Here is a 13,595-nt window from a genome sequence, read left to right as displayed (position 1 = left end):
ACTTCCCCTCGACATGACGGTATTTTGGCTGATTTTGAAAAACGACTGGCTGCGGCTCCGGCGGGGCCGGGCGTTGGCGGCTTTGCTGGGAATAGTACTATTGTCTGGTCTGTATGCCTTCCTGTATGGGCAAACATTCGTGAGCAGGCAGCAGGCCACCATTGCCGAGGTAAAACAAGACGAACGTACCCGGCTCGATTCGCTGGCCGCCTGGGCGCGCCTGGATACGAGCATCGCAGGCAACAAACCCAAGTGGGCAACCGCCACCAACGCCTACGAAGTGAACGTACCGGAAGGCTACCGCTTTGCCGTTCACGAGCCTTCGGCGCTGGCCCCGCTCTCGCTCGGTATGCGCGATCTGTTTCCGTATTATCAGGACGTGGGGGGCCGGGCTATTTACCGGCAGTTGTTTCAGCAGGAAATTGCCAATCCTCAAAAACTATCGGTAGGCCATTTCGACTGGGCGTTTGTGGTCATTTTTCTGTTACCCCTGCTACTGATCACCCTGTCGTACAACCTGTTATCGACCGAAACGGAACTGGGTACGTATTCGCTCCTGCGCTCACAACCCGTTACGCTGAGGCAGATTGTGTTGGCCAAAGTAGCGCTCCGGCTCTTGCTGGTGATGGCGTTCCTGGTTGGCTTGACGCTACTGGCCGTACCGGTACTGGGCATTAATCTGGCCCAGGATGGTGGATTGCTGGTTAAGTTCCTGCTGGTTTCGGTGGCCTACCTCCTGTTTTGGGGCGGGGTGATTTTCGCGGTGGTATCGTTTCAGAAACCATCGGCGTTCAATGCGCTGGTGTTGCTGGGCTGCTGGCTCGTGCTGGTGGTGGCCCTGCCCACACTGTTACAACAGGTGCTCACCATGAGCCAACCCATTGACCGGACCACGTTCGAGAATCTGGTGCGAGACCAGTACAGTCAGGAGCAACCCGACTCGGTGGTGTTGAAACCGTACTATGCCCGCCATCCCGACTATTATTTCCCGAACGTTTCCGCCAAAGGGGTTTTTGACATACGCCCCTACTATGCCCGCAACGAGCAACTCGACCGAACGCTTGCTCCACTGGTCGAGCAGTACGAAACGGCCGTTGCCGCCCGTGAGGCCACGGTATCGGGCTGGCACTGGCTATTGCCCGCCATCAACGCCCTGGAGTTGTTCAACGGGCTGGCGGGTACGTCGGCAACGGCCCACCGCGATTATATCCGGCAAATTCGGGATTTCCATACTCGCTGGAATGCGTTTTTCCTGCCTAAGGTCTTCAAAAACGAACGGCTCACCCCGGCCGACTACGACCAGTTTCCGGCCTGGCAGTTTCAGTCGACCGCGCCCGGTTTTGCCATTGGTAGTGGTCTGCTGAAACTACTGCTGGGTACGTTGCTGCTGTTCGGGCTGGGCTGGTGGCGGTTGAATCGGTAACCGATACAACAAAACAAAAAAAGCACTCCACGGTTAGGATGGAGTGCTTTTTGGTACATAGCGGCAATTCGGTCTTAGAACGACTCGATAATGTTGGGATCACCCTGAGTAGTCACAATGGGTGCCGTGCTGGCCGTGTTCGTGGCCGGATCATACGAATAAATACCGACCCCCGACGTACCGGCAATGCCGAACAGCACGTTATTGTCGAACAAACAAACCGACGCAGCATACCCATTTGAATACGGCATGTTCAGTTTGGTGATCGTTTTATTGACAATATCGACTTTGAACGAGCCATAGGTTCGGTCTTTAATGTAGTCGGGCGGGTTACTGGCTAATGCGTAAATATTTCCGGTTGAATACACGATGCCATTCCCTGCGTAGCGCATCCGTTGTAGGTAGTCTACCTTGCTGCCAGGAATACCGGTGATGCTGTAATCCGAGGTGTTAAAAAAGTAAGTCGCATCAAAAACAGTCTGTCCGTTTTTAATGCGCAAAAAACCACTTTTCTGCGTAGGGCCACCAAAACCATACGAGGCTACGCAAAAAATGTACATGTCGCCCGCTTCATCAAAGAAGATGGATTTCTGCTCGTTGATGCTACCCGCCCATGTGCTGCGGCTGTCAGTAGCCGATATAACGCTGAAGTTGTTGGCAATATCAATGATCAGCACCTGAACCGGGAATTTGCTGGTGAAGCCGTCTGTAGTCTGGCTACAGGCGACATATAGCTTGCCATTTCGGAACGCCATCACGTTTGGGTCGGGGTTACCATCCCCCCCCTCGCCGTAACTGGTTAGGTCAATGGTGCTGAGCGTAGCCAGGGTTGTCGGGTTAAAAACGATGATCTTCCCCGCGCCATACAAGGATAGATAACCCCGCGTATCACTTTCGATAACCATACATGTTGGTTTTGAGCCAGCCGGGGCAACCAGCGTACCTGCTTCGGACAGAGTGCCATCGGATTGCCGCGTGTATTTCCGCACAATGTCGCCGTAGAGCGATGGCATGACGAACACATCGTCTTTATATACCGTCACATACGGATAGGCCGTTGACTGCCTCGATTTGGCATTCGTAAAACTGCCCGCACTGAGATCTTTTAAGGTGCCCACGTACCCGACAACCGGATTGGCGGTGGTGATGTTGGTGCCGACCACCAACCTGTCCAACCCGGCGCTTGGGTCAGAAACGGGGTCTGACGTCTTGCAGGCCACGAATGCCGTTGCCAGTGCGAATGCAATCCCGATTTTACATAGTACTTTCTTCATAAGTGGTTGCATTAAAGAATTGGATGGGTTTACTTGGTTCAATAGTTAATGCGTATGGTCGTGCGTTTCGGGGCCAAACAGCAGATAACGAAACTTGACCCGGACCGTGCGCCCCATGAGCGGCTGGTTGAAATTGTTGATCACGTTTTCGTTCGTCAGGTTGTTTACCTCGCCCGTAAACGTGTAGCGGCTCTGCCTAAAGGACTGCTCAACCGAGAGGGTATGCGTGAGGTAGGTTGGGATAAAAAAACGGTCATAGACGCTGATGTTGAAGCCGTAACTGTAGCGATTCACGAAACTGCCGTCGTAGATAATCCGGGTTTTCGAGTCCTTGCCAAACAGATGTTGCCGGTGAAATTCGAGGTTCCAGTTCGCAAATAACTGGGGTGTGTTTGGCACTTGAAGGCCGTAAGTCGGGTTGGGCACGGTTGTTTCGGGAATAACTCGATTGATGTCGGTCGGAATCTGATACGTTGCGTTTACGCTGGTATAGATATGTTGCGTCAGGTCATATTTCACGTCTATGTCAGCCCCTTTGATGTTGGCTTTGGCGTAGTTCACGTACCCCAGTGTGAGGCCGTTTCCCGACAACTGAATCAGGTTTTCCACGTTCATGTAAAAGCCGTTCACTTCAATTTGCAACCGGCGGGCCTCGCTGTCGGTACGGTCATAGACCAACCCCAGATTGTAATTGTGTGCCAGTTCAGGCTTAAGGTACGTAGTCGGGGTAATTAGAATGCCATCGCCAAACAGCTCGGTGTTGTTCGGTAATCGAACGCCCCGCTCGTAACTACCTTTCGCCAGCAATGCCGGTGAGAAATTGTACCGAAAACCGGCATTGTAACCCAACACGTTGGTCAGATTATCTACAGGGTCAGGTGTTGAATTATTGACGTACAGGCTCGTATTATAGCCTTTCACGCGATTGTAGTACTGTTTCACGGCTGCTGATAGGAGCAACTGATCGTTTGGGAGCCTGGTCTCCAGAGTCAGCCCCGTGATACTGTTGCGCACCGAGCCGGGGTAGTTAAAGCGGTTTGTGCCCGCAAATGCATTACCTACGTCGTCGTTGGGGTCGAAGGTCACATAACGAGCTGTATTATTCAGGTTGAGGGTGATGAACTCATTGAGCCGATAATCCAGATTGAACCGATGCCGAAGATCGCGTTGTAAGTTGGTCGACAGATTCGGGCCAATGCCCAACTCCCCCCGCCCGATGCGGCTGGGAATCCGTCTACCCTCCCAGTCGTAATTGTAGGCCGACGTATCAATAAATTTGACATTGAATTTGCCATACAGCACATTGTAGCGAAGCCCTAACTTGTTGTTGGCAAAGTTTTTCTTGGTAAAACTAATGACGCTGACACCCGCTTCGCCCCGGCTCTCAACGTGCTGAATATTTTCCTGAATCCCTTGAATTTGCTTCTTATTGAGTACGTAAGCGCTCTCGATTTCGATTTCGTCAAACCACAGCTTGTGAAACCGAATGGCCCTACCCACCAGGAGGGAATGGTAGAAATCATGGTCTCGTTTGATTTTCAGATCAGGCTGATATGGCGATTTTATGATGTAATCGTTATCACTCCGCGTATCGAACGCACCAACGCCCAGTTCGATCCCCGATTTTTCGAACGTTTTTTTAAGAATTAGTCCGAGCGACAGCGTATTGTAGGACTGGCGGGAAACCGTCGCGTCGATGTAGCTGACATCCCGATGCCTCATCACCACATTAACGGCACTGCCTAGCCCGTCTCCCCCCAGCCAGGCGGGTACGGAGCCTTTATAGATCTCGATGCGCTCGATAATCTGGACGGGTAAGTCATTGATACCCAAGCTACCATCGGGGGTATTCAAGGGATTCCCATCGATGAAGATTTGCACCCGCTTTCCCTCCAGCCCCCGAACCGATATGCGCGAATCGCTGCCCAAGCCGCCACTCATTCTGATTTGTACCCCGGCTTGTCGGGCTAAGACCTCGTTCAGATTACCGGCTCTGTTTTCGATTTGTTTCGCCGTAATGATCGTTACCGGCATGACATTACTACGAATTTTCTTCTCTTCGGCCTGTTCCTCACTAGTTGCGGTAACTTCAACGGTTTGAAGTTCCGTGAGTTCCGCTGCTAATTGAACGGTTAGGTTCTCCAGGTCGGCTGTGACGGCAAAAGACTTTTCCAACGGCCGATAGCCAACACTCGAAAAACGAAGCTTTACCGTCCCAGTTAGCACATTTTTAACCCTGAACGCTCCGGTTGCATCCGAAAGAGCACCCATTTTTGTTCCCCTGACCTGAACGGCCACGTTAGGGATCGGCTCGTTGGTTTTGTCATCCGTCACGTAGCCTGAAATAGAAACCTGGGCCTGGGCGGCACTCCGCTGCACCTGTAGACCAGCCAGTAATAGAATCAGCAGCCAGTAGTGTATTCTCATTGAATCGATCCGTCTATTCCCATATTTGCAACTATGTTGCAAATATGGGAATTTGTATTGAACTTTATGCGAAAGGGATGATTTATTTCTGTTCGGATATAACCTCGATGTATCAAGTTACCGCACAGAATGAGCGAGGAGTCCTACCGAGTGTCCACAGTTATAAACTACAGGAAAATGTTTCATCAAATAGGATTTAATACATATTGACGATGTTCTTTACGTCCGGTCTGAAAATCGGCGGGAAGTAGGGCCTGTTTGGTATTAAGGAGATGGGCGACCAGTAGATGCGGTTACAGATTTTTCAGCAGGCAATTATACACAGGCTATGCTGAAAGAATCAGGATGAAGATCAAAGGCTCAACCAAGCGTCAATGGCGTCTTCCAACACCTCCTCTTGCCAGTACTCCCGTTTGAGAAAAGGGCGAATACCGATTGCTCTTTCGAGTTCCTCACGCATAATCACTTCCACAAACGGCTCGTTGCCCACTGTGGTGACGATCGAATCGTGAATGGTGAAAATAGGCAGATCGGGCCGTTCCCGGGCAATACGACGGGCGATGCGATTGAGGAAGATTTCAGATTCGATGTTCTGGAGCAACAACGCCAGCGTTCGGTGCTGCTGCGACTTGATGAGTTCAAACAGCCGCATCACATTGGGAAACAAGTCCCGAAAGATTTCCTTTCGTTTTTGCATCAAGCGGCTGGTGGTCTCATTCTCTGAAAAGAAAACGGTAAATACCGTTTTTTTCATCAGCTCCCGGGTTAGTTTTGTTTTGCCCGTCGCCTTAACGGCTTCCTGAAGCAAATACTCGTAGAAGGTCCCCTGTTTTACCTGCTCTATCAACAGTTGCCAATCATTATCATCCCTGCTACCATTCTCCAATTTAACTACCTCGTTATCAGACTCGTACATATAAGAAAAAGACCTGTTCTCGTACATAGGGAGAGAGACCCTTGTGGCTGTGGTGATAGTAGTGATAGGCTTTATTGGAGCTCGCCAAAGGCTGTCCAGTTCAGCTATGAAGTCCAGATCGCGCTGGGTCATATTTTCGGTGTTCAACCTTCTGCGTCCAGCCTCAGGCTGGACGATAGCAGGACTTGGAGAAGCCGGATTTGTGGCCAGCAAGTGCCGAATGTCTTGGATTAATGGCTCCACTAACGACTGTACATTGGGGGCTAAGTCTCGCAGAGCGATTCGGCCATCCGTAGGCTTTGCTTCGTAAAAGGATGGTTCAATCAGGCGAACGGATAAATAAATCTGCGAGGAACTCAGGTCGATACTGACGAGCGACTGTCCCTGGTAGGCCAGCGCATGCCGTAAATCACTTTTGAGGTTGGTTAGCACCGTATGGAGTCGATGACCACTGTCATCGACAGTAAAATAGTGATTGCCCCGACGGATTCGATCGATGGATTGGTAAAGATTAGCGTGGCGGCAATACAGCTTCTCACGTTGGGTTTTCGGGTTTAGGCTTCTCGTACCCGCCCTCTTGCGTTTGGGGCGCGATAAAAGGATCTGTTGGCCATGTGCCAGGAAAGCCTCGGCGTATCGATAGCCCAATTCGGCATCTATTTTCAGTCCACCCGCCCACCGAGTCAGGTAATAATAGCCTTGCACGGCAGTCGCATTATTCCGGTCAGTAACCTGATAAATTTTATGTATAAACAATGGATCCGTAATCGTGTCGGTAACCGTCTGTGTGCGGTATAATTTAGTTAGGCGGTATGCATTGGACCGTACTCCCACCGAATAGTTCAAGGGTGAACGCTCTATTACCCCAACTCGGAGCATATAGGCCAAATAGAGGGGGTAATCAAACACATACTCCCGTAATCGCTGAGAAGAAATGGGGCTGTAGGGATAACCCTTCGATTCATAAAGGCGTTTGTCCGTTCCCAGACGCCCTACGATCAAATCGGTCATATACATCAACTTGTCGGGACTGCAATTGAAGCCGGGTGGATGATCAGCAAGGATCGACGCCCAGTACAGATTTTCAGGGCGTCGTACGTAAAGTCTATTCGCAGAAGTGAGCGTCATAGAAAGGGTGGTTTTGGTAGCTAGAAGAAATCACTGAAGTAGCCGTGCTTAGAGGCCTTTTTGATGGGAGATCCAAATTAGCGGCAGTTAAACGGGTATATAAGCTGGCATATACCAGAAGCGGTTAGGCCATAGGAGCCTGGGAGTAATTTAACGGATGGCGCAGGCAGAGAAATCAGGGCCGGGACCGGCCCTGATGCACTAAAAATTTACGCCACTTTGCGATCCACTGCCTCCTCCCAGGAGAAGTGAAAGGGCATTCGAAATAAGCGGCACGCCATCATATGTTCTTCATCACCGTAGGTTTTCGCAATCTGGAGGTACTGGTCCACCTCCTGCCAGATCTGTTCCTCGAAGGTTGCCAATTGCTTGGTCAGCAACAACTGGGGTCCCTGGCATGAACTGGAGTGAGTATTAAACTCACCCCAGGTTTCACTACGCCAACTTAGAGGTGGCCACTGGTTCATTTATCGGATTTCCCGCTCAACGCCGTCGGGCAGGTGGGTGGCATGCCACTCCCCCCGCCCCCACATAGGGTAGTATTTGGTGAGCAGTTGACTTGCCCGGCTTTCGCCGGAGTTTTCTGCCCCTTCCGAAGTCGGATTTGCGGTGAGGGTCTCAACGAAGGCTCTGAGCTGAAGGACCCGCGGGTCTTCCCGATCATCGGAGGCCCAGGTTAAGCCTTCCCGGAAACAGGTCGGGAAAAGCTGACCCTCGTAGAACCAGGAGACGTTATCACTTCCGCTGACGTACAGAACGCTTTCCGCCGTGTAGCCAAAGATGTACTGATGGAGGGCTGGCCAGATACGCGGGAACGGCCGGAACATAGCGTACAATACGGGTTCCACATCACAGAAGCGGTATATGATTTGATCCTCGAATTGGATGCGGGGAAGCAATCCCCGTTGCCACAATTGGGTTAAATGGGCCGCGTCAAGGGTCGTCATATGGAGGACTTCGCCGTGCGAGAGGAACTTCCGGAACTGGAAATTGGCAATTTCCTCGTGAAGATCACGCAGGTGTTGTTCTTGGGAGCAGCCTGCGGGTAATAAAAGTTGAGGTATTTTCATACCGAGTTTGGATTAAAGGGTAAAAATAAAATTTTAGTTAAAAACGTAGGTCCACCCAACGGATCCAGATCATCACTGACCGACTCGGATTAAAGAATCCGGAAGCGGTGATTGCCAATGCCTGGGTTCATCGATCGGATACGCGAAGCACCACAACGGTGAATTCGGTGGCGGTACCGACCCCGACCGGGGTCGGTCTTGATTGAAACAGCATCAGGTATAATTGGAGGGGCACGGGGCATAAGCTGAACGAAGTACTTTGGTTAAGTTGGTGATTTAAGAGGGAGTCCGATCTAACGATCAATGGTATACGTTAACGGGAACACCCGATTCTGACTCTCAGAAAAGTCGATTACCGATACCGCTGGTTGTGCCAGGCCGGGTCGGCCTCCGTGTTGAGATGCCACTGGCCGCGTTGCCACATGGCGAAACAGTCGATCATCCGGTGGGGTACATATTCGGGAGCTCCGTCCTCGAAATCTTCGTCTGTCATGGCTTTCTCGAATTCACAGGTAATCTGATCGATGAATTTCATGAGGCTCACCAACCGGGATCCTTGACGATTATCGCGTGACAGCCAAACATTCTCCTGGCTGCAAGAGGGAAACAGATCCAGGTATATCTGCGTATCCTTCGGGGAATAAGGGTTCCGGTTTTTGGCCCCGTAGAGGAACCGGTGAAGGTGGGGATGCACCAATGGAAAGTGGCGGTAGGTCGCAAAAAGCAGAGGTTCGAAATAGGGCCGCGGGCAGATCTTTCGGCCACCCAGTTCGATGAAGGAGATTAAGCCTACGCGTTTAAAGTACTCGTACTCGTCTGGTTCCAGGGGAACCAGCCTGACCAGTTCCTTCTCCGACAAGAAATTACAGCTCCCTGGGTTGAGGTAATCGTCGAATACGTCTTTCGCAAAAGCAGGTTGGGAGTTGTATCCTTCGGGTAGGATGAGATGAAGCCCAATGGTATCCATTGAAGCTGTTTGTATGGAATTGTTTTCCATGGGTCGTTTTTAATTGGTAAAAGAAATCAGTGATTGCAGTCAATACATTTCCCGGCAGACCAAATGGTGAGGTCCGTTCGATGCTGGCAGGAAAGGGAAACGCAGGGCGGTTTTCCGTCTGATCTGACTGGAGTAGGAGCGATTTGTCCAGTGGCAGGGATTTGGGGTGACGTGTCCAGAAAGGGTACCACTTTCTGGAGCCTGAAACCAAGTAAAACGGTCTCAAGGTGTCCCGGCGATCAGTTCAGACTAGGTGTAGAGTCGCATTATATGCGAGAACGATTTTAGCTAATCATAGTAGCAGTCGGTGAAAAAAGGTGAACGATTGGACATTTCCGTTTGCGGTTCGGGGTACGGGCATCCTGCCGGTCCCCGTTGGTGACTCCAGTCCGCAAGCCGAAGGTGGCCTTCTGGCCAATGGTGGGTTGGCGACACACGCCACCACAGAAAGGAAGTGATTAGGATAGCGTGACCATGTTTTAACTGATCTTCGCCTTGCCTTTTGGGTGACGGCACAGGAAGGCGTCTACATCGGTAGCGACTTCGGCGGTCGTTTTCCGACGACCCGCCAGAATCCACTGGTGGAGTTCCTCCTCCATGAAGAAGAGTTTCCCGCCCCTCTTGCAGTGAGGGATCTTGTTTTGCGCCACCAGATTATAGAGGGTTGATGTTGCCAGCCCCGTTACTTCCCGGGCGAGACCAATGCCCCCCATTCGATTCGAGGGCTGGACGGGTGGCGTTGACTGGAAGGTGAAGAAAGCCTCCTGAACGATGTGCCGGATCGAGTTAAGCAGTTCGCTGAGCTCCATTCCCGAAAGTAAAATTTGGTTCATGACCTTTCCGAGTGTGGCTGTGGTGTGACTACTGGAAGCGGCACTCGCCAGTACAACTTCCCGACCGTGGCATCTCTCCTTCGGGCATACTGCCTGTTTACGAAAATTTTTAATGCCGATTTTGTTTTTTTCATTTTTTTGTTATTTTATTCCGAAATCTCTCCGTGGGATTCGATACAAATTTGAAAAAAAAAGGAATGCGGCTATTTGCATTTCAACAAACCATCGGGTAAATCATCGGGTAAAAACCCCTTTAAGCTATTGATTTTAAGGAAATTAAAAATGTGTATTTTTTTTAGTTTTTTCACGTCTTCTCTATTTCCTTCTTTACTAATTGTAGAACTTCATCGATCAGGTAAACATCAGCATCTGATTTATTACTGCTGTCATAATTTGGCCTCTTTGGACGGAAGGGCTCACCTGTTTTGTTGACAAACCGGTTTACGGCAATCTTGTAAGCATCGGTTGGCTGAATAAATGAACCTCTAAGTCTATAAATTAAGTAAGCTAGTGATGGGTAGCTTTTTTGCCATCGAATATGCAAAAGTGCTTGGGCAGAGACGTCAAATTTCTTTTTAAAAAAAAGCGTTCTAAACTCGTCCAATTTGACATCGTTTACAAGAAAGCCTTCCTGTTTGAGAAACTTGACCAGGTATCGAGTGTAGTCAGTGAAAAATGCAGGTCTATTTTTGACCTTTTCAACCACTTGGAAGTAAAAAGGTCCCGACTCAACACCATTCACCTCTGGCTCAATGCTCTCTAATTTGAACTCTACAACGGAGTGCAGTTTTAACAGGTAGTTTTCCGTTGTTTCACCAACTCGGTCCAACGAGTCGAGCTGAGCATTCAAACAATCGTAAAAGAAAGTACGCGCCTTAAATTCTGCGAGTTTTTCGTCAGACTCGCTACCCGAAATATCCGCAAGGGCCGAATAGTCCGCGATTAATTTCCAAGCCTGATGCTTCTTCTTCCTTTCAGGGTCAAAACGGTAAGTGTTGGTTTTGTTACGGACGCGGTTTAGTATGTTGCGCAGTTCAGTTACAGAGAAGGTCTGGGACAGTATGGCCTCATAACAATTTTGGATCTGGTTGAGGAGTTTAATTTCTGATTTTCTAATTACCTCGTCAAATCGGATAAATCCATCTCTGTACCTACCCTGCCAATACGAAAACCCCGCATAGGCTATATTTTGGGGAGCATCGGCATCGTATATGGGATCAGGCTCAAAGTGCCCGGCGACTGAAAAGTACGCTTCCTCCATGGAGGTTTCATAAACAGGACGTGTTCTATTCATCAAATTCGTTCTGGACAGCGTAAAATCAAATCATCCCTCTCGAACAATGATGTTTTTGATTGAATCAACGTAATTTTATTTGGATTTCCCAAACATTATTCGGATTTTCTCCAAGCTAATTACATTCCCTTTTGATCCAACCACAACTAAGCTCGAAGGGATGATCCTGAAAAATCTGGAGAAGGATTATTTAAAACGCCCCATGACCAAATGAGAATCGTAGCGAATAATACCCGGCAAAATAGGTAGTAATCTGCTTCTCGATCTCCTGCCTGGTGGCAATCCGTTGCATCCATTTGTAGACAAATTTAGTAAAAAAATGCATCAAGTTCCTCCCCTTCCGTTTGGTGCCCTCATTCGAAAGAGGGAAAAAACGAAAGCGATGCATTGTGTTTAGCATTTCCCACTGCTGAATCATTCTCTATTCAGGCTCGATTCATAGTGCAACTACCAATTGACGGTTTGAAGACAATCTGAACAAAGTGATCATAGGTATTTATTTATGATCATATATAAACTAAATTAAAAAAGAAGATCATTCTCCTTCTCCTCCTTTGCAGAATTCCTTCGATTAACGATACGCCGTTTTTATCGATTAAAATTCAGCAATGCTTTGGTATATTCACGCTTCGTATCATCCTCGAAACCGTCGAGGTAGTTATCTGTCGTTTTCATGTCACTATGGCCAAGACTCTCGGAAATAAATTCAATGGGTGCCCCGGACCGCTTCAAAACAGTTGCGAAGCTGTGGCGGGCGTAGTAGGTGGTGACCGGCTTGTCAATGCCAAGGGCATCCGCAACTCGCTGCATCCACTTGTTAACGAACTTGGTGAAATACTGCACTAACTCGCGTTCACGTTTTGGCGTCAGGCCAGGGCTCAGGATCGGAAACACATAGGAATCCGGGCTGACTCTTTCGCCCCCCCATTTGTGTATAACATGGAGTGACGGCTCGGTAAGCACAGCCACAATGGGTTTAATGTTCGATTTATTAGTAAGCTCGGTTTTCGCCCGGATGAAGGTCACACTATCCTTTTCAATATTCTTCCACTTTAATCGGCAGATGTCTTTCATATTAACACCGTTGCAGAGATAGGAGAAAATCCAGAAGTCCCGCGCCTTGTCTTCCTGGCTACCAGTGACAGCATGAAAATGGAAAATCTTTTCAACCTCGGCCAAAGTCAGTGCCTTTTTGATATTCTGACCACCGGGTATCTGGTACTTCCGTTTTCCGAATGGGTACTGCTCGCGCGTGACGACACCGTCCTCAATGGCGATGTTGAAAATGGTCCTAAGCGGTCGAAGCCACATACCAATCGATGTTACCGAGTTTCCTTCCTGTAGCATCCATTTCTCATACTTCTTCAAAAAGTCTGGTGTTACATCAGAAAATTTGAGACGTTTCTTAAACGTCTCAAGCGATGTAATGGAAGATTTGAATATTCCTGCGTAGGACGCCCTGCCCTCCTCCTCTAACTGCTTTATATACCTGGAATAAGCAGGTACAATATCATTACGTAGTGCTTTCTCTTTGACATTTTCAGTAAAGTTTTGAAAGTAACTGGCCTCGAAGGAATCAAAATCGAAATTTTCAATACCCTTAATGGTTTGTTCTGCCCGGCTCTGGAATGCGCTCAACCGTTCCCGGATTTCACGAAGTTCCCGGCGCGTTTTGGATTTATCCTCAACCTCCAGCCAGATAGGTTCGGTTAAGTCAATACCAATCCTGTAATACTTCCGGACTCTCTGATAGGTAATGCGTAACTTCAAAGGGTAAGTATCGTCGGTTTTTTTTCGACGAGTATCGAGCACAATGGCAGCGGTGGCGGTAGCGTGTATCAAAATTTGCGACACAGTTTGATACACAAAATTAGTAAAGCTTAGTAAATTTACAAAAAAGAAAAGAATGATTCATTTGGTAATCAGTTGTTCATCAACAGATTTAGTAATTAAAAGTAAATAATAATAATAATTAATAATTGAATAGACTATGCCTTACAAGCAGAGGGTCGGCGGTTCGAACCCGTCAACTCCCACGCTGAAAATCAAGCACTTACATGAATCTGTAAGTGCTTTTTTGTTTTTAGGTAAAGCGTTAGGTAAACATGGATCAAGAGCAAAAGTTGTGGAGGGCGTAGGATTTTTTTAGGTTTGTGTTTTTGATCAAACCTGTATTGTTTTGGAGAGTTTCTTGCCCCTGATTCAGTTCCTGTTACCCGAGTTCATCCTGGAA

The 13,595-nt window shown here is 48.8% G+C and carries 10 protein-coding genes; 2 read left to right on the top strand and 8 right to left on the bottom strand.

The window, feature by feature from the left end:
* The first annotated feature begins 13 nt into the window (after positions 1-13).
* The gene (locus DUE52_RS31305) at positions 14-1,423 is read left to right on the top strand and encodes a DUF3526 domain-containing protein (RefSeq protein ID WP_114410086.1); all 1,410 of its coding nucleotides are present in this window, start codon (positions 14-16) and stop codon (positions 1,421-1,423) included.
* Between the two features lie 74 nt (positions 1,424-1,497).
* Here DUE52_RS31305 and DUE52_RS31300 read toward each other — a convergent pair whose 3' ends face one another.
* The 5 genes from DUE52_RS31300 to DUE52_RS31275 all read right to left on the bottom strand — a co-directional run bounded on the left by DUE52_RS31300 (position 1,498) and on the right by DUE52_RS31275 (position 9,205).
* Positions 1,498-2,697 carry a DUF4374 domain-containing protein gene (locus tag DUE52_RS31300; RefSeq protein ID WP_114410085.1) on the bottom strand — a complete coding sequence of 400 codons (1,200 nt, stop codon included), beginning with the start codon at positions 2,695-2,697 and terminating at the stop codon, positions 1,498-1,500.
* Positions 2,698-2,742: 45 nt separating this feature from the next.
* Positions 2,743-5,124 (bottom strand): TonB-dependent receptor, encoded by a 2,382-nt coding sequence (locus tag DUE52_RS31295; RefSeq protein WP_114410084.1) that lies wholly within the window; start codon positions 5,122-5,124, stop codon positions 2,743-2,745.
* A 352-nt stretch (positions 5,125-5,476) separates the two neighbouring features.
* Entirely contained in the window at positions 5,477-7,168 is a 1,692-nt protein-coding gene (locus DUE52_RS31290; protein WP_114410083.1) for a hypothetical protein, read from the bottom strand.
* 467 nt (positions 7,169-7,635) lie between these two features.
* Entirely contained in the window at positions 7,636-7,995 is a 360-nt protein-coding gene (locus DUE52_RS32270) for a hypothetical protein (RefSeq protein ID WP_133299993.1), read from the bottom strand.
* A 595-nt stretch (positions 7,996-8,590) separates the two neighbouring features.
* The gene (locus DUE52_RS31275; protein WP_114410080.1) at positions 8,591-9,205 is read right to left on the bottom strand and encodes a hypothetical protein; all 615 of its coding nucleotides are present in this window, start codon (positions 9,203-9,205) and stop codon (positions 8,591-8,593) included.
* A 347-nt stretch (positions 9,206-9,552) separates the two neighbouring features.
* On the opposite strand from DUE52_RS31275, the gene DUE52_RS32550 reads away from it, so the two are divergent.
* Positions 9,553-9,693: a hypothetical protein gene (locus tag DUE52_RS32550; protein ID WP_165841071.1), complete on the top strand. Its 141-nt coding sequence runs from the start codon at positions 9,553-9,555 to the stop codon at positions 9,691-9,693.
* Positions 9,694-9,714: 21 nt separating this feature from the next.
* Here DUE52_RS32550 and DUE52_RS31270 read toward each other — a convergent pair whose 3' ends face one another.
* The 3 genes from DUE52_RS31270 to DUE52_RS31255 form a co-directional block, all read right to left on the bottom strand.
* Positions 9,715-10,068: a helix-turn-helix domain-containing protein gene (locus DUE52_RS31270; RefSeq protein WP_114410079.1), complete on the bottom strand. Its 354-nt coding sequence runs from the start codon at positions 10,066-10,068 to the stop codon at positions 9,715-9,717.
* A gap of 304 nt (positions 10,069-10,372) precedes the next feature.
* Entirely contained in the window at positions 10,373-11,329 is a 957-nt protein-coding gene (locus DUE52_RS31265; RefSeq protein ID WP_114410078.1) for a hypothetical protein, read from the bottom strand.
* Positions 11,330-11,950: 621 nt separating this feature from the next.
* Positions 11,951-13,228, bottom strand: a complete 1,278-nt coding sequence (locus DUE52_RS31255) for a site-specific integrase (protein WP_229312371.1) — start codon at positions 13,226-13,228, stop codon at positions 11,951-11,953.
* Between the last annotated feature and the right edge of the window lie 367 nt (positions 13,229-13,595).

The sequence above is a fragment of the Larkinella punicea genome (assembly GCF_003334855.1).
GTDB classification, from domain to species: Bacteria; Bacteroidota; Bacteroidia; order Cytophagales; family Spirosomataceae; genus Larkinella; species Larkinella punicea.
Note: the sequence above shows the minus strand (reverse complement) of the source record. Positions and strands in the feature narration are given on the sequence as shown.